The sequence below is a fragment of the Acidovorax sp. 69 genome, assembly GCF_002797445.1.
Lineage (GTDB): Bacteria > Pseudomonadota > Gammaproteobacteria > Burkholderiales > Burkholderiaceae_C > Acidovorax.
This window is the reverse complement of record NZ_PGEP01000001.1, coordinates 1,500,359-1,518,339: the sequence shown is the minus strand read 5'-3', so window position 1 is coordinate 1,518,339 and position 17,981 is coordinate 1,500,359. Positions and strand designations below refer to the sequence as shown.

Here is a 17,981-nt window from a genome sequence, read left to right as displayed (position 1 = left end):
GCCTGCGCCCATGTCGCCACCCGGACAGGAATAAAACGAACGACCGTGCTACAAATACAACTTCTCAGGAGACAAGCCGCATGGATCTCGCATTCACCCCCGAAGAACAGGCCTTTCGCGACGAAGTTCGCGCATGGGTTCACGCCAACCTGCCCCAGGACATTTCGCACAAAGTGCACAACGCCCTGCGCCTGACCCGTGCAGACATGCAGGGCTGGGCCAAGATTTTGGGCAAAAAAGGCTGGCTCGGTTTTGGCTGGGCCAAGGAGTTTGGCGGCCCCGGCTGGACCGCCGTACAAAAACATTTGTTTGAAGAAGAGTGCGCACTGGCCGGCGCGCCGCGCATCATCCCCTTCGGCCCCGTGATGGTGGCGCCGGTGATCATGGCGTTTGGCAATGCCGAGCAACAAAAACGCTTCCTGCCCGGCATTGCCAGCGGCGAAGTGTGGTGGAGCCAGGGATACAGCGAACCGGGCTCAGGCTCCGACCTGGCCAGCGTCAAGACCCGTGCCGAGCGCGTGGGCGACAAATACATCGTCAACGGCCAAAAGACCTGGACGACCCTTGGCCAGCACGGCGACTGGATGTTCAACCTGGTGCGCACCAGCACCGAGGGCAAGCCCCAGACGGGCATCTCCTTCCTGCTGCTCGACATGAAGTCCAAGGGCGTCACGGTGCGTCCCATCAAGCTGCTGGACGGCGAGTGCGAAGTCAACGAAGTGTTCTTCGACAACGTCGAAGTGCCGGCCGAGAATCTGATTGGCGAAGAAAACAAGGGCTGGACCTACGCCAAGCACCTGCTGAGCCACGAACGCACCAACATCGCCGACGTGAACCGCAGCAAGCGCGAGCTGGAGCGCCTCAAGCGCATCGCCAAGACCGAAGGCATGTGGGATGACAGCCGCTTCCGTGACCAGATCGCCTTGCTCGAAGTGGACATCGTGGCCCTCGAAATGATGGTGCTGCGCGTGCTTTCTGCCGAGAAAACAGGAAAGAACTCACTCGACATTGCGGGCCTGCTCAAGATCAAAGGCAGCGAGATCCAGCAACGTTATGCCGAGCTGATGATGCTGGCCGCCGGGCCGTTCAGCCTGCCTTTCATCGAAGAAGCGATGGAAGCTGGCTGGCAGGGCGACTTCCCTGGTGGCGTGACTGCCAACGCACCGCTGGCGTCCACCTACTTCAACCTGCGCAAGACCACCATCTACGGTGGCAGCAATGAAGTGCAACGCAATATCGTGGCGCAGACTGTTCTCGGCTGACGCCGATGACAGTCCGCGCCTTGCGCGACAGGACTGCTCCCCCATGCCCCCTCCGGGAGGGGGTTCCAGCTAGAGCTTCGCTGGTTGTAGAAGGCGCCACGGCGCCACAAGCCAGCACAAGGAGAGACACATGGATTTCGATTTTTCTGACGACCAGGAACAACTGCGCGACGCCGTGCGCAAGTGGGTGGACAAGGGCTACACGTTTGAGCGCCGCCGCACCGCTGTGGCTACCGGTGGCTTTGACCGCGCCGCCTGGGGCGAACTGGCCGAACTGGGCCTGACTGCACTCACCGTGCCCGAAGCCCATGACGGCATGGGCCAGGGCGCTATCGACGCCATGGTGGTGGCCGAGGAACTGGGCCGAGGCATGGTGCTGGAGCCCATTGCGCAGGCCTTCATCGCCAGCAGTGTGCTGACCCACTATGCCCCCGCTGCCGTGCAATCCGCCTGGCTGCCCCGCGTGGCCAGCGGCGAAGCGCTGGTGGTGCTGGCCTACCAGGAGCGCAAGGCGCGCTACCGCCTGGATGTTTGCGAGGCAAAAGCGGCTCCAGCGCAGGCGGAACATACGGTAACAGCTACCAAAAGCATAGTGGCGGCTGGTGACCTGGCCGACGCCTTCATCGTACCGGCGCAGCTCGACGGAAAGATCGCCCTCTTCCTGGTGGAGCGCTCGGCCACTGGCGTCACCACCAAGGGCTACATCACGCAGGACGGCAGCCGCGCCGCTGAAGTGCAACTGGTCAACGCCCCCGCCACGCTCATCACTGCCGACGGCCTGGCCGCGCTGGAACTCGCCGTGGACACGGGCATCGCCGCGACCTGCGCCGAGGCCGTGGGCGTGATGGACAAGACCGTCGCCTTGACCGTGGAATACATGAACCAGCGCAAGCAGTTCGGCGTGTTCATCGCCAGCTTCCAGGCCCTGCGCCACCGCGTGGCCGACATGAAGATGCAGCTGGAGCTGGCCCGCTCGATGAGCTACTACGCCAGCCTCAAGCTCGGTGCCCCCGCTGCCGAGCGCCGTGCTGCCATGGCCCGCGCCAAGGTGCAGCTGGGTCAGTCCATGCGTTTTGTGGGCCAGCAATCGGTGCAACTGCATGGCGGTATCGGCGTGACCGACGAGTACATCGGCAGCCACTACTTCAAGAAGTTCACGCAGCTGGAAACGACGTTCGGTGACACACTGCACCACCTGGGTGAAGTGTCGGCCCGCATGCAGGACACTGCTGGCGTGTTTGCCTAACGAAGCCGCAAGGACTGTCACGCAACCCTGCAATGCTCGTGGACTCACCGGTCCACGGGCATTTTTTCTTTCTGGAGATATTCCAATGAACACACGCCTCCTTGTGCAGCGCCGCGCCTTCCTTTTGGCCGGCGCTATCGCCAGCCTGACCCTGGCCGGCTGCGCCACCCGCAGCCCCAGCCTGGCCGAGGCCCCGCCCATCGTCTTCGTCCATGGCAACGGCGACACCGCAGCGCTGTGGCAAACCACGGCGTGGCGATTCGAGTCCAACGGCTGGCCGCGCGAACGCCTGCACGCCATCGACGTGCCCTACCCGCTGTCGCGCGACGACGATGCCAAGCCACAACCCGGCCGCACCTCGGCAGCGGAACACATGGCCTACTTGAAGGCCGAGGTTGAGAAAGTGCTCAAAGCCACCGGCGCCAGCCAGGTCGTTTTGGTGGGCAACTCGCGCGGCGGCAATGCCATCCGCAACTACATCTACAACGGCGGCGGTGACAAGACGGTGAGCCACGCCATCCTGGGCGGCACGCCCAACCATGGTGTCTGGGCCATTCCAGGATTCCGTGAAGGCAATGAGTTTTCGGGCACGGGGCCGTTCCTGAAGGGGCTGAACGCGCCCAAGAATGCGGCGGGCGACGAAGTGAGCGGCCCGGTGAAATGGATGACCATTCGCTCGGACAACAACGACAAGTTCGCGCAGCCCGATGGGCTGTGGATCGGCCAGAAAGGCACGCCCACCCACGTGACGGCATCAGGCCCCGAGCTGAAAGGCGCCACCAACGTGGTGATTCCCCGCATCGACCACCGCGAGACGTCGTATTCGCCCGCCGCGTTCGAGGCCACGTACCGTTTCATCACCGGCAAGACCCCGGAACGCACAGCAATCGCCGCCGAGAAAACGGTGGTGCTGAATGGCAAGGTCACCGGCCTGGGCGTGGACTCCGCAGACCCCAAAACTGGCAACTTCAGCAACAACCTGCCCCTGGCGGGGGCGCAGCTGGAGGTGTATGGCACCGACGCGGCCACCGGCGCCCGCTCCGGCAACGCCCTGCTGCGCAAAACCGTGGGTACAGATGGCCAATGGGGCCCGCTGACGGTACCCCCTGGCTCCCCCATCGAGTTCGTGATCACCGCCCCCGGCTACGCCACCACCCATGTCTATCGCAGTGGTTTCCCGCGCAGCAGTGACATCATCCACCTGCGCCCCGAACGCATCGCCGATGCGGACAGAACGGCCGAATCCATCGTCACCCTGACCCGTCCCCGGGGCTACCTGGACCCAGCGCGCGACAAGATGATGCTGGATGGCACAGCGCCCGCCGGGGTGCCTGCCGGTGCAGGCGCCGCCAGTGCCAAGATCAAACCCAGCGGCGGCGTGCGGACCGTCAGTGCCGAGTTCAACGGTGAAAGGGTCACAGGCCAGACTTGGCCTGCTGCACAAGGGCATGTGGTGATGCTGGAGATCAGTCAGTAAAAAAAGAAAGGCAGCCCGCATGGGCTGCCTGCAAAGGACTGGACGGGAAACACACCCATCGCCCAACGCCCATCTAGCGGTAGGGCATGCAGTCAGGTCTGCGAGTCGGGTATGCGGCAACTGGGCAGAGCACATTCAGTGCTTGTGTCCCTTATGGTCCTGATTGATCTCTGCGCGCCTGCGGTCATCGACCACGTTCACCGTGACACCGTTGGGCAACAACATATCGCCGGGTCGCATTCCCGCGCGGCACTCGCCCAGCCACCTGCCCTCAAACAGCTTGGGACTTGGCGTTTGGGATGCCATAGTGGGGTAGCGAGTTTCCAAACGTCCTTCATAGCGCGATGTCACATCGCCCCTCAGATCCATGACGGTGTTTACACGTTGCTCGTGCACGACACATGCGGTACGGATGCGATAACCTTTTGTTTTCAGCCTCTCGACAACAGGCTTGCGGCAGTTTTCCTGCCCGGGCGCAATGGACATCAGTGTCAACGCGTCGGACGCACGGTCCGTGCACTGCAACACTTTGAGCGCAAGTGCTTCTGCTTCTCCTTCCGCGCGGATCGACACCTCCCACAACCCAGCCTTGCGTGTGGGCACACTCTGTGCCCATGCTGCCTGGTGCACCACAACGGCCAAGGCCAAGACGACATACGTTTTCATACTTGCATTCAAATGCGTTGCAGACAGAAGCAAACCAAACCCCCACCCGTGACCAAGGTGGGCATTTGGGATGTCACAGCAATGAGGAATATCCGGATCAGTGCGTGGGTCTGCGACCCACTGGCAGACGTCGCAATCCTAGCGCAGCGAGCACCAGGGACAACACAATCAGGCCCCACTCCGACAAGGTAGGAACACTGGATACTCCCGCAGACAGAACAAAAGACGCGACCACCGTGCAGCTTCCAGCAATAGCGTTGGTCGTGAAGGTGTTCCCCACAAGACTTCCTGGGCAGGCGGTTCCACCCGTCGCGACCCGCGCCACGTAGCCCGCAACCGGCGTGAGGGTGAAGGTCTGCTGCGAGCCCAAAGCCACGGTCTGTGCGCCCGCCGGGGAGATGCCTCCGTTACCGCCATTGACAGAAGACGTCACAGTGGCAGTCGCATTGGTAAACGCCACGTTGAAAGTGCAGTCAGCGTTCACTGGCGATACGGTGTACTGATTGCCAGAGAGCACACCGGGGCAGTTCCCAGTGATCAGCGGGGCATAGGTTGGGTCAGGGTTGATGGTGTAAGTCACCGACGAACCCGAGGCCACTGTCGTCGGCGTTGCTGGCGTGACGGTTCCGTTGGCACCCACGACAGGCGTCACAGTCCGGGTCAGCGCAAAGTTTGCTATGACGTTCGCGTTGGCGCCAGAGACATTCACCGTGCAAGTACCCGTTCCCGAGCACCCGGCGCCCGACCAGCCGGTGAAGATGGAACCAGGCGCAGCCACAGCCGACAAGATCGTTGTCGTTCCGTTTGCCACACTCACCGATGCCGATGCGCAGGCCGCACCACAACTGAGGCCGGAAGGCACACTGCTGACGGAGCCAGAACCCGCGCCGGATTTAGAAACGCCCACAGCGTACAGCGTACCTACCGCATTGGTATCTGCCGCAGCGTTGTTTGCCGTGTTGCTGTCAGTGATGCCACCGGGGGCTGCCACACTCACGGTCGTGGCGGTAGTGGTACCCGCAGCACCCGCAGTGCCCGTGACCGTATAAGTGACCGAAGCGCCCACCGGCAACGAGGGTGCATCCACGATCGCGTTTGCACCGACCGGTGCGCCACATGCGGCCCCGGCGCCAGCAGCGCAGGCCCATGTGACGCCACTCAAACCGGATAAGGTTTGGGATACGGGCGCGCTCACCACAGCCGTGGGCCCATTGTTGGTCACTACCACGGTGTAAGTCACCGTACTGCCTGGCGCCACAGCAGAGACGCCACCATCAGAAATGGTAATGCCCAAGTCAGTCAACGGGCTTGCCAAGGGCATCACCTGGGTCTGGAACAAGGGCCCCAGAAATGCACTGGTTCCGTCTGATGCCACCTTGTAATTGCCGTTGTTGACCACGTTGGTCGGGCTGGCGGTACTGGAAGCCGGAGGAATCGTGACCGTCACCGTGAACGAACCACTGGCCCCGTTATTGAGGGTGCCGAAATTGCAAACCACGGGTGCATCGGCGGTACCGACTGTCGGCAGCGTGCAGGTGCCACCGTTAGGCTGGATAGACACAAAAGTGGTATCCAGGTCGTTGCCCGTTTTGGGCATCACTGCGGTCACCGTCGTGTTGCTGGAGATCACACCACTGTTGTTGGTATAGGTGTAGGTGTAGGTGATCTGATCACCAGGCCGGGCAGTAGTAGGTCCCACAGTGGTAACAGCCAAACCTTGGATAAACGCACCCACTGAGTCGAGGTACAAGTGGCCTTCGTGTCCGCTGGGCTGGCACCCGGCGACGATCACTTCCATCTTGACCGAGTCACCCACATCCAGAAAGCCATTGCCCGGCGCGATATCAAAACCTTGCCAGTCCGTAAACTTGTAGTCGCCTACGCCACTTTGCCAAGGAATACCGGGCTGGTTCGAGAAATTAAAAGTCGTGAACAGCTTCGTGCCTTTGGTGACATTCGTCACCTCGATGAAAAAGTACGGCTGCAGGTTATCAGCGTGGGCTGGCGCACGCAAAACGGGTGCGGCGGCAAAACGCAAATGGATTTTTCCATCGGTGGGATCCACATCCGCCAGCGTCATCGTGGCTGTTTGCTCGATCGAGCTGGCCTTGTCCTGGGCTGTGCCAGGAGCAGCCCCAAACTGATTGTGAACACGAGCCACCGCATTGCCCCAGCGCGGAAACTTCAACAGCCCGTTGGTGTTAGCGTCGCTGAGACTTTCCGGGGCACCACGCAGAACCGCAGACAGGTCAAACGCCAATACAGGGGCAGACAGGTTCAGATCCGATTTCTGTGTGGGGGGAAAGGTAGTGATGCCCCCAGCTTGCAGGTTGTAGGACTGCTTGGTCCAACCCGCAAAATCGGGAGCACTTTCAAACCCGCCATTGACGACGCCGGCCAAAGCCGCCTGGCCAATCATCATCAAACTGCCGATAAACGCGACGGCGATTACTCGCCATGCGTTTGACAACCCGTGCACCCACCCACTGCCGCGTGCAAAACGCACCGGCATCCAGTCGTTCTTCATGGAACTCACTCTTTCATTTTTTTGTCGATCAGGCCGCCTGGATACAGGCGCCCCCCATAGCCACCTGCCGGCTAGCGCAGCACTGGTTCATTCACCTAGCCAAGACTGCAAGAACAAGGACTGGGGATAGCATAGTCAAATTCAATCAGCAATTGATACAGCTTTGACAATAGTTAACATTCACCGCAGTCAATACCTGCACGCACGACACCCCCGTAAAGGCCGTGTGCGAATACGCAGCACCATCGATGACCCCTGCGCCACAGAGCCCGGCATCCGCGCACAACAAATCCGGGATAATCCGAAGCTCAATACAACATCGACGGCCTGTGGCGAAGCCCGTTGTACGTTTTTAGCCTCTTCACTTCTTTTGCCATGAGCGCCATAGCGACCGACCCCAACCTCAAGCACCTGACCAAGGCCCGCGAACAAATCGACAAAGGCGACCTTAAAAATGCCGCGCTGACGCTCAACAAAGCCAACGCCCAATGGCCACAGGACCCGCGCGTCTTCATGTTGGGCGGCTTGCTGGCAGAAAAGACGGGCAATGTGAAGGGCGCATTTGACGCTCTGCGTAAATCCGTTTCTTTGGCACCAGACTGGGGCCCAGGCCTGCTGGAGCTAGCATTGCTTTTGGCTCGCCAGAACCAATTTCAGGAAGCCGTAGAGACTGCCGAGAAAGTGGCAACGCTGGAGCCCGAAAACCTGCTGGTGCTGGCTGGCGTGATCGACATTGCCCACCGTGCAGGCCACACGGAAATGGCGATCCGTCACCTGCGTCGCGGACTAGAGCTAGTGCCTGGCGATGTCGCACTACGGCGCCTGTTGGCACGAGATCTGAGCGAACAAGGCCAGCACGATGCGTCCCTGACACTGTGGAGTGCCTTGGTGGATGAAAATCCAACGGACTCTCAATCACTGGTCGGACATGTGCAAGCCTCGATTGCCGCCGGCAAACCTGCGGATGCCCATAAAAACGCGGCAACCCTGCAGGAGTTAGCTCCCGAAGATGCGGTCTATCACTATTACGTCCAGCTCACACGCGGCGATACACCGACCCAACAGCCTGCCGAGCTGACGCGCCCCCTGTTCGACGGCATGGCCGAGTTCTATGACACGCACATGGTGCGCAGCTTGAAGTACCAGTTGCCAAAGCAGGTTGCAGACAAGATCATTGCCCGCTACCCCGACAAAAAGCTCAATGTTCTGGACCTCGGGTGCGGCACGGGTCTTCTCGGCGTGTGTCTGGGTCGCCTGGATGGCGCCCTCATCGGCGTAGACCTGTCGATGAAGATGATCGAGCAGGCAGCCCGCCACAACGTGTACGACCGCTTCCACACGGTCAATCTGCATGACGCCCTGCGCGAGACCCCTGATGGGCTTTACCAAGTAATTACCGCGCTGGATGTGTTTATCTATGCGGGCGACCTGACCCAGGCCATCCCGAATGCTTTCCGTGTTCTGGCTCCTGGCGGAACGTTGATCTTCTCCTGCGAAACCGCAAGTGAAACCGGGTCTGATTTGGCTCTGCTACCCACCGGGCGCTATGCACACAAGCGCAGTCACGTTGAGGCGCTGTGTAAGGCCGCAGGTTTTGACACGGTCAACGTCGAAGAAGCCGTCCTGCGCCATGAGAACCACCAACCCGTCAATGGTTTCGTCGTAATGGGCCACAAGCCTGCATGATGTCCGCCAGAGCTTGCTGTTTCTTCAGCATTGCGGTGGGCAAGCTCTCCGGAACGCATTGATGGGTAAACCTGAATCCGTCACGCCAGCAGGCGCGACGACTTGGGCACATGGGCCATCAAAAAGTCCATCTGATCGGCCAGGATGCGCCGGTTGCGCAGGATGAAATCCTCCCACAGGCTGGGCACGTAGGGCGTGTATAGCAGCGGCATGTGCGCCTGCTCTGGCGTGCGCGGGCCCTTACGGTGGTTGCAAGGGCGGCAGGCAGTGACCACATTCATCCAGTGGTCCTGACCGTTGCGGGCAAAGGGCACGATGTGCTCGCGGGTCAGGTCTTCTTCGTGAAAATGCCCGCCGCAGTAGGCGCAGACATTGCGATCACGGGCAAACAGCTTGCTGTTAGTCAGACTGGGTTTGAGGTCGAACGGGTTGATGCTGGGCACGCCCTTGGTGCCGATGATGCTATTGATGGCAATCACCGACTGCTCTCCCGTGACGGCGTTGTACCCGCCGCGAAAACGGGCGATCTGGGCACCGGATTCCCAGCGCACCTCACCCGCTGCGTAATGAATCACCGCTTGTTCGAGCGAAATCCACGATTGGGGCAACCCCTGGGCTGACAGCTTCAAGACCTTCAAAACACGCCTCCTGGGACACAAAGTACACAAGGATTCGGAACGCAGATGTCTCGCAGGCCGCTGGCACTCTGCAGCCTGTCCATCACAATATACTCCGTTTCCATGACAAATTGGCGTCTTGCGCTTGATGTACCTGCGCATGCTGCTATCAAAAAGATAACAGACCGATGAAGATCTTTCGCGGATTCCACCACCCTGGTATTGCCAGTGCCTGTGCGCTGACCATTGGCAACTTCGACGGCGTGCACCGAGGCCACCAGGCCATGCTGGCCCTTTTGAACAGCGAGGCGGCGCACCGGGGGGTGGAAAGCTGCGTACTCACTTTCGAGCCCCACCCCCGCGACTACTTTGCGGGCGCACACCACAAGCCCGAACTGGCACCGGCCCGTATCGGCACTCTGCGCGACAAGCTCACCGAGCTGGAGCGTTGTGGCGTGCAGCAGACGGTGGTGCTGCCCTTTGACGCAAAACTGGCCGCGCAATCGCCCGAGGCATTCATCGACGAAGTTCTGGTGCGCGGCCTGGGTGCGCGTTACGTGCTGGTGGGGGATGACTTCCGCTTTGGCCGCCAGCGGGCCGGCGACTACGCCATGCTGGACGCCGCGGGGCAAGCCAAAGGTTTTGATGTGGCGCGCATGAACAGCTACGAGGTGCATGGGCTGAGGGTTTCCAGTTCGGCCGTGCGCCAGGCGCTGGGTGCGGGAGAGATGGAGACCGCTGCGCGCCTGCTAGGCAGGCCCTACACCATCAGCGGCCACGTGGTGCACGGCCGCAAGCTGGGGCGGGAACTGGGCGCCACCGCAGCCGGTGCAGGCAACGGCTTTCGCACACTGAACCTGCGCTTTGCACACTGGAAGCCCGCCGCCAGCGGCATCTTTGCGGTGCTGGTGCATGGACTCTCTGACACCGCGCTGCCCGGCGTGGCCAACCTGGGCGTGCGCCCTTCGCTGGACCCCACCGATGTCAACGGCGGCCGCGTGCTGCTGGAAACCCATTGTCTGCAGTGGCCCACCGATCTGGGGCCCGAAGGGGCGTACGGTAAAATCGTGCGGGTGGAACTACTGCACAAACTGCACGACGAGCTGAAATACGACGGTCTGAATGCCCTGACAGTGGGCATTGCCAAAGACTGCGCCGACGCGCGAGCCTACTTTGCCGCGGCCCAGGCACCCAACCACACCGAAACCCGGCGCCAGACTACCCGCGACCGAATTTGAGGGGGGCTGCTTTTCGCAGCGCCCGCCTGGCGGGCCCGTCATCCTTCGCGCTCCTACCCTGCTCTCGCTCTGGGCCTTGCCCCGGAATGCCCTGTTTTTAAGGCTCCCTCATGTCCGACGACAACGCCAGCACCCCCTCCACAGCTTCCGCAGCGCCCCCCGCCACGGACTACCGCAGCACGCTGAACCTGCCCGACACCCCCTTCCCCATGCGCGGCGACCTGCCCAAGCGCGAGCCGGGCTGGGTCAAGGAGTGGGACGACAAAGGCATCTACAAACGCCTGCGCGACGCACGCCGGGGCGCGCCCAAGTTCATCCTGCACGACGGCCCGCCCTACGCCAACGGCCAGATCCACATGGGCCACGCGGTCAACAAGATCCTGAAGGACATGATCACCAAGGCGCGCCAGCTCGAAGGCTTTGACGCGCTGTATGTGCCCGGCTGGGACTGCCACGGCCTGCCGATCGAGAACGCCATCGAAAAGAAGCACGGCCGCAAACTGTCGCGCGACGACATGCAGGCCAAGAGCCGTGCGTTTGCCACCGAACAGATCGCGCAGCAAATGGTCGACTTCCAGCGCCTGGGTGTGCTGGGCGAATGGGACAACCCCTACAAGACCATGAACCCCGCCAACGAGGCGGGCGAGATCCGTGCGTTCAAGCGCGTGATCGAGCGCGGTTTTGTGTACCGTGGCCTCAAGCCCGTGTACTGGTGTTTTGACTGCGGATCGTCGCTGGCCGAGTTTGAGATCGAATACCAGGACAAAGGCAGCACCACGCTGGACGTAGCGTTCAAATCGCATGAGCCCGCCAAACTGGCAGCCGCATTTGACCTGCCCGCACTGACCAAAGAAGCCTTCGTGGTCATCTGGACCACCACCGCCTGGACCATCCCGGCCAACCAGGCGCTGAACCTGAATCCCGAGATCAGCTACGCGCTGGTCGACACCGGCGAGCGCATCCTGCTGGTGGCCGAGCCACTGGTCGCATCGTGCCTGGAGCGCTACAGCCTGACCGGCAGTGTCATTGCCACCACCCTGGGCAAAAACCTGGGCGGGCTGGAATTTGAACACCCGCTGTACGACGTGGCCAGCGAAGACGGCAGTTTCGGCTACCGGCGCCTGTCGCCCGTCTACTTGGCCGACTACGCCACGGCCGACGACGGCACCGGTATCGTGCACTCGTCGCCCGCCTACGGGCTGGAGGATTTCAACTCCTGCGTTGCGCACGGCATGGCGCTGGACGACATCCTGAACCCCGTGCAAGGCAACGGCACCTACGCAGCCGACTTCCCGCTGTTCGGTGGCCAGCACATCTGGAAAGCCATCCCGGCCATCATCGAAGCCTTGCGCAACGCGGGCCGCTTGATGACCACCAAGGACATCACCCACAGCTACCCGCACTGCTGGCGCCACAAGACGCCGGTGATCTACCGCGCCGCCGCGCAGTGGTTCGTGCGCATGGACGAAGGCGAAGGCGTATTCACCAAGGCCGGCGAAAAGCCCGCCAAGACACTGCGCCAGATCGCTCTCGACGCCATCGAGCACACCAGCTTCTATCCCGAAAACGGCAAGACCCGACTGCACGACATGATCGCCGGGCGGCCCGACTGGTGCATCTCGCGCCAGCGCAGCTGGGGCGTGCCCATCCCGTTCTTCTTGCACAAGGATTCGGGCGAACTGCACCCCCGCACCATGGAGATCCTGGACCAGGCGGCAGATATCGTGGAGAAGGGTGGCATCGAGGCTTGGAGCCGCGTGACCACGGAGGAAATCCTGGGTGCCGAAGACGCGGCTTGCTACACCAAGAGCACCGACATCCTGGAGGTGTGGTTCGACTCGGGCTCGACCTTCAGCCATGTGCTGCGCGGCACGCACCCCAACGTGCACCACGACACTGGCCCCGAGGCCGATCTGTACCTCGAAGGGCATGACCAGCACCGCGGCTGGTTCCATAGCTCGCTGCTGCTGGCCAGCGCACTCGAAGGCCGCGCGCCCTACCGTGGCCTGCTGACCCACGGCTTCACCGTGGACAGCCAGGGCCGCAAGATGAGCAAGTCGCTGGGCAACGGCATCGACCCGCAGGAGATCAACAAGAAGCTGGGCGCCGAAATCATCCGCCTGTGGGTGGCGGCCAGCGACTACTCGGGCGACATCGCGGGCGACGAGAAGATCCTGGCGCGTGTGGTGGATGCCTACCGCCGCATCCGCAACACGCTGCGGTTCCTGCTGGCCAACGTGAGTGACTTCGACCCGGCCACCGATGCCGTGCCGTTCGATCAAATGCTGGAGATCGACCGCTACGCGCTCACGCGCGCGGCCGAGTTCCAGGCCGAGGTGCTCGCGCATTACAGGGTGTACGAGTTCCACCCCGTGGTGGCCAAGCTGCAACTGTACTGCTCGGAAGACCTCGGTGGCTTCTACCTCGATGTGCTGAAAGACCGCCTGTACACCACGGCGCCCAAGAGCCTGGCGCGCCGCAGTGCACAAACGGCGCTGTACCAGATCACCCACGGCATGCTGCGCTGGATGGCACCGTTCCTGTCGTTCACGGCCGAAGAGGCGTGGAAGGTGTTTGGCAGCTCGGACTCGATCTTCCTGGAAACCTATGGCTCCATGGCGGGTGCCGACGAAGGTCTGCTCGCCAAGTGGTCGCGTCTGCGCGAAATCCGCGATGTGGTGAACAAGGAGATCGAAGTGCTGCGTGCGGCCGGTCAGGTGGGCTCGTCGCTGCAGGCGGCCGTCACCCTCACGGCAGCCCCCGAGGACCACGCCCTTCTGGCCAGCCTCGGCGAGGACCTGAAGTTCGTGTTCATCACCTCCGCTATTGAAGTGGTAGCTGGCAGCGCTTTACAGACAAGCGTCAAGGCCAGTTCTGACACCAAATGCGAGCGCTGCTGGCACTACCGCAGCGATGTGGGGCAGGATGCCGCCCATCCCACCATCTGTGGCCGCTGCACCAGCAACCTCTACGGGGCCGGCGAAAGCCGGGCGCACGCCTGATGGTGCGCCCCTCACTGTCCGGGCGCTCCGGCGCCCACATGTGGCCCTGGCTGGCTTGGGCAGTAGTGCTCCTGGCGGGCGACCAGATCACCAAGACGCTGATCCTGGGCCACTACCAATTGGGCGACGCCACGTTCATCACGGGTTTCTTCAACATCGTGCGCGCCCACAACACAGGAGCGGCATTTTCGTTCCTGTCGGACGCGGGGGGATGGCAGCGCTGGCTGTTCACCGGCATCGGCGCAGCAGCCACGGTCTTCATCGTGTGGCAACTGCGTGCCCACCCAGGGCAAAAGCTATTTTGCTTTGCACTGTCCAGCATCCTCGGGGGTGCTGTGGGCAACGTGGTGGATCGGCTGATGCACGGATACGTGGTGGACTTTCTGGACTTCCACTGGAATTTCCTTGCCGGCATGTTCCCGGCCGGCCATTTTCCGGCCTTCAACCTGGCAGACATGGCCATCAGCGTAGGTGCAGCCTGCCTCATCCTGGATGAGCTTCTGCGGGTGCGGCGCGAGCGCTGACAGCGCCCATCCCGCCTGCCCCCCAAAAACGGCCCGCCAGACGCGGGCCGTTTTGCTTTATCGCCCCATCGCCGCATGGGCATCTGCGCCCGCGCTATGGAATCAGGAGTATGCTTATATGTCAGTTTTATGACAACCAGTGTGCGCAGTTCTTGCGTACAGCGGTAGGGGCTGACAGCCGCGCAGGCAATCAGGCACCGCCGACCCGGGAATGCGCCACACAATGGGAGTCATGGACAGGGGTTCAGCACCCTGGTGCCCCCATGCCATGTTTGGCGCAGATCACAAGAAGAAGAAACAACGGTTTTTCATGAAGCATCTCCTCAATCTCCTGGCAGCCGTGGCGCTGCTGATCTGGGGCACCCACCTGGTGCGTACCGGCATCCTGCGCGTGTTTGGCGCCAACCTGCGACAGCTGATTGCGCACAGCGTCAGCAGCCGGTTCACTGCGGTTCTGTCCGGCATCGGGGTCACGGCGGTGGTTCAGTCGAGCACCGCCACGGCGCTCATCGTTTCGTCCTTTGTGGGCCAGGGTCTGGTGGGTTTGCCTGCTGCGCTGGCGGTCATGCTGGGTGCCGACGTGGGCACCAGCGTGATGGCTGTGGTGTTTTCGATGGACTTGTCGTGGCTGTCGCCACTGTTCATCTTTGTGGGGGTCGTGCTGTTCATTTCGCGCAAGGACACGGCCGTGGGCCGCGTGGGCCGGGTGCTGATCGGCCTGGGGTTGATGCTGCTAGCCCTGCGCCTCATCACCGAGTCGACGACGGTCCTCACCCAGTCGCCCACCGTGCGCACGCTGCTGGGCGCACTGACCAGCGATTTGCTGCTGGAGATTTTCACCGGGGCCATTTTGGCCATCGTGGCGTATTCGAGCCTCGCCACCGTGCTGCTGACCGCTGCACTGGCAGGCTCGGGGGGCATCCCGGCCGACGTCGCGCTGGGCCTGGTGCTGGGCGCCAACCTGGGCAGCGGCGTACTGGCCGTGCTGACCACCATGAAGGCCAACGTACAGACGCGCCAGGTGCCGCTGGGCAACCTGTTCTTCAAGATCATCGGCGTGGTCATCATGACGCCGCTCACGGGCCTGTGGCTGCAGCATGTGCGCCCCTATGTGCCCGAAACCGCCGCACTGGTGGTGCTCTTTCACCTGGCCTTCAACGTGGTGGTGGGCATCGTCTGCATCGGCCTCACGGGGACCGTGGCCCGCACTGTGCAGCGCCTGCTGCCTGTGGAAAAAACACAGGCGGCCGCAGGCACCCGCCCCCAGCACCTTGACCCCTCCGCGCTGGCCACACCATCCCTCGCCATCTCCTGCGCCGCCCGCGAGGCACTGCACCAGGCCGACGTGGTCGAGTCCATGCTTTTGGGCCTGCACAAGGTGATTCGCACTGACGACATCAAGCTCGCCGAAGACCTGCGCAAGCTCGATGACGAGGTGGATGGCCTGTATTCGGCCATCAAGTACTACATGACCAAAATCTCGCGCGAGGCCCTGGACGAACGCGAGGGCCGCCGCTGGGCCGACATCATCAGCTTCACGATCAACATGGAGCAGATCGGCGACATCATCGAGCGTGTGCTCATCGACATCGAGGACAAGAAGATCAAGAAGGGCCGCCAGTTCTCCGAAGCCGGCATGGAAGAGATCAACGAGCTGCACGCCCGGCTGATCGACAACCTGCGGCTGGCGATGAGCGTGTTCCTCAACGGCAGCGTGCGCGATGCACAAAAGCTGCTGGAAGAAAAGGCGCGCTTTCGCGACCTGGAGCATGCGTACTCGGCCACCCACCTGGCGCGCCTGTCGGACAACACGGTGCAGAGCATCGAGACCAGCTCGCTGCACATTGACCTGATCAGCGAACTCAAGCGCATCAACTCGCTGCTGTGCTCGGTGGCCTACCCGATTCTTGAGTCTGCCGGGGCGCTGGCGCCCAGCCGGCTCAAGACGATGGTGGACCAGGCTTGAGAACCGGCAGCATCAAGAAGCCGCGCATTTGTTGCGGGCGGGTGTGGACCCATGCAAGCGCGTTGGAGGCGCGACTGCCGCGTTAGCGCAGCAACGCCAGCACGCCCTGAGGCAGCTGGTTGGCTTGGGCCACCATGGCCGTGCCCGCCTGTTGAAGGATCTGCGAGCGGGAGAGGTTGGCCGTTTCGGCCGCAAAGTCGGCATCCAGAATGCGGCTGCGTGAGGCCGACAGGTTCTCGGACGTCACCTGCAAGTTGGCAATCGAAGTCTCAAACCGGGACTGCAGGGCACCCAACTTGGCACGCTCACCGTTGATGAACGCCAGGGCCGAATCCGCTGTCTGCAATGCGTCCGTGGCCTTCAGTACCGACGACACATCCAGATCCGAAACCTTGCGCAGTGTGGCGCTCGCGTCCACCATCGCGGTACCGCCGTTGGCGTCAACACCAAAAGACTTTTCGGAATCCAGGACCAGATAGCCGCTGGACACATAGTTGTAGTTGGCAGCATTGGGCGTCAGCATGGTCACAGGAGCCCCCACCGCAACGAGTTCCTGGTCGCCATCGCGAGCGAACTTTTGCATCGTCACATCGCCCGCATTGGTGACGGCCTCACCAATCATGATGTTGTTGCCGGTCGCATTGGTCAGCATGATGCCGTTGCTGGCGCTGTTCAAGGTAGCCGTGATGCCCGTTTTACTGGTGCGCTCATTGATGGCTGCGGTGGCCGATGAAAGCCCATTGGCCCCCTGCGTGGCTGAGACACCAAAGCTCACGGTTTCCACAGAGGTGGCATCCGAGCGCAGCTCCAGCGTGTAATCACCCACCGCAGAGAAAGTGACACCCACTTCCGTTTTCGCAGTGGCACGCACGCCTGTCTGCGCCGCCACCTGATTGATGGATTCGGCGATCTCTTTGGTCGAGGCATTGACCGCGTAGGTGATATTGGCGCTACCGAAACTGCCCTTGATCGCCACCGTATCACCGGCCAAGGTCCCATTGAACGTAAAAGGATGGTTGGGCGAATACTGCAGTCCGGGGCCGGTCGTCGTCACTCGGTTGTTGCCATACTGGGTGGTTCGCAAGTTGGCTCCCGCAGCCACGATGGTCTGCCCTGCATTGGCGCCCACCTGAAACTGTTGCGTACCGAAGGTACCGTCCAACAACTTCTGGCCATTGAACTCGGTGGTCTGGGCAATGCGGCCCAACTCCTCCACCAATTGGCCGACCTCTTGGTTCAGGGCTTGCCGATCACCCGCGCTGTTCGTGGCGTTGGCTGACTGCACGGCCAGTTCCCGCACCCGTTGCAGGATGTCGCCCGAAGCCTTGAGCGCGCCTTCTGCCGTCTGGGCCAGCGAGATGCCGTCGTTGGCGTTGCGCACCGCCTGGTTCAGGCCCTTGATCTGGCTGGTAAATCGCTCGGAAATCGCCAGGCCGGCCGCATCGTCCTTGGCACTGTTGATGCGCAGGCCCGAGGACAGGCGCTGGATGGATGTGTTGAGCGAGGCCTGGCTGGCGCCCAGGTGACGCTGCGCCGTCAAGGACGCAACATTGCTGTTGATGGTGGATGCCATGCGGGTTACTCGCGCTGTATCTGGTGGCGTTTTTCTGCCTGTAGAGCGGGCCACTGCGGAATGCGCTCAAGAGTTTTTCGGCGGGTGCGGAACGAACTTGAGGAACATCTCCTGACACTGCGCATATACCCGTGCAAGGGATCACCACAGCCATGCAGTCAAGGATTGATAGTCATCCAAATTTCATGAAAGAAATC

General features: G+C 62.0%; 12 protein-coding genes. 8 read left to right on the top strand and 4 right to left on the bottom strand.

The window, feature by feature from the left end:
* Nucleotides 1-80: 80 nt before the first annotated feature.
* The 3 genes from CLU85_RS23305 to CLU85_RS07015 all read left to right on the top strand — a co-directional run bounded on the left by CLU85_RS23305 (nt 81) and on the right by CLU85_RS07015 (nt 3,985).
* Nucleotides 81-1,262: an acyl-CoA dehydrogenase family protein gene (locus tag CLU85_RS23305; protein ID WP_232727922.1), complete on the top strand. Its 1,182-nt coding sequence runs from the start codon at nt 81-83 to the stop codon at nt 1,260-1,262.
* Between the two features lie 130 nt (nt 1,263-1,392).
* Complete coding sequence (locus tag CLU85_RS07020; protein ID WP_100409650.1) at nt 1,393-2,508, top strand: acyl-CoA dehydrogenase family protein; 1,116 nt, start codon at nt 1,393-1,395, stop codon at nt 2,506-2,508.
* A gap of 85 nt (nt 2,509-2,593) precedes the next feature.
* Nucleotides 2,594-3,985 carry an alpha/beta fold hydrolase gene (locus CLU85_RS07015; RefSeq protein WP_100409649.1) on the top strand — a complete coding sequence of 464 codons (1,392 nt, stop codon included), beginning with the start codon at nt 2,594-2,596 and terminating at the stop codon, nt 3,983-3,985.
* A gap of 135 nt (nt 3,986-4,120) precedes the next feature.
* On the opposite strand, the gene CLU85_RS07010 is transcribed toward CLU85_RS07015, so the two are convergent.
* Both CLU85_RS07010 and CLU85_RS07005 read right to left on the bottom strand, forming a co-directional pair.
* Entirely contained in the window at nt 4,121-4,651 is a 531-nt protein-coding gene (locus tag CLU85_RS07010) for a DUF3617 family protein (RefSeq protein WP_100409648.1), read from the bottom strand.
* A gap of 97 nt (nt 4,652-4,748) precedes the next feature.
* Nucleotides 4,749-7,178, bottom strand: a complete 2,430-nt coding sequence (locus CLU85_RS07005; RefSeq protein ID WP_100409647.1) for an IPTL-CTERM sorting domain-containing protein — start codon at nt 7,176-7,178, stop codon at nt 4,749-4,751.
* A gap of 375 nt (nt 7,179-7,553) precedes the next feature.
* On the opposite strand from CLU85_RS07005, the gene CLU85_RS07000 reads away from it, so the two are divergent.
* Complete coding sequence (locus tag CLU85_RS07000) at nt 7,554-8,864, top strand: methyltransferase domain-containing protein (RefSeq protein ID WP_100409646.1); 1,311 nt, start codon at nt 7,554-7,556, stop codon at nt 8,862-8,864.
* An 80-nt stretch (nt 8,865-8,944) separates the two neighbouring features.
* Here CLU85_RS07000 and CLU85_RS06995 read toward each other — a convergent pair whose 3' ends face one another.
* Nucleotides 8,945-9,502 (bottom strand): HNH endonuclease, encoded by a 558-nt coding sequence (locus CLU85_RS06995; RefSeq protein WP_100409645.1) that lies wholly within the window; start codon nt 9,500-9,502, stop codon nt 8,945-8,947.
* 167 nt (nt 9,503-9,669) lie between these two features.
* Between CLU85_RS06995 and CLU85_RS06990 the strand changes: the two genes are divergently transcribed.
* The 4 genes from CLU85_RS06990 (at nt 9,670) to CLU85_RS06975 (ending at nt 16,211) form a co-directional block, all read left to right on the top strand.
* On the top strand, nt 9,670-10,719 hold the full coding sequence (locus tag CLU85_RS06990; protein WP_100409644.1) for a bifunctional riboflavin kinase/FAD synthetase: 1,050 nt from the start codon (nt 9,670-9,672) through the stop codon (nt 10,717-10,719).
* 110 nt (nt 10,720-10,829) lie between these two features.
* The gene (gene ileS / locus CLU85_RS06985) at nt 10,830-13,721 is read left to right on the top strand and encodes an isoleucine--tRNA ligase (RefSeq protein ID WP_100409643.1); all 2,892 of its coding nucleotides are present in this window, start codon (nt 10,830-10,832) and stop codon (nt 13,719-13,721) included.
* On the top strand, nt 13,721-14,245 hold the full coding sequence (gene lspA, locus CLU85_RS06980) for a signal peptidase II (RefSeq protein WP_100409642.1): 525 nt from the start codon (nt 13,721-13,723) through the stop codon (nt 14,243-14,245). The genes ileS and lspA overlap by 1 nt, the downstream gene beginning before the upstream one ends.
* Before the next feature lie 310 nt (nt 14,246-14,555).
* Nucleotides 14,556-16,211 carry a Na/Pi cotransporter family protein gene (locus CLU85_RS06975; protein ID WP_100412404.1) on the top strand — a complete coding sequence of 552 codons (1,656 nt, stop codon included), beginning with the start codon at nt 14,556-14,558 and terminating at the stop codon, nt 16,209-16,211.
* Nucleotides 16,212-16,293: 82 nt separating this feature from the next.
* Here the strand turns inward: CLU85_RS06975 and CLU85_RS06970 are convergent, their stop codons facing one another.
* Nucleotides 16,294-17,784 carry a flagellin gene (locus tag CLU85_RS06970; protein ID WP_100409641.1) on the bottom strand — a complete coding sequence of 497 codons (1,491 nt, stop codon included), beginning with the start codon at nt 17,782-17,784 and terminating at the stop codon, nt 16,294-16,296.
* Nucleotides 17,785-17,981 lie beyond the last annotated feature (197 nt).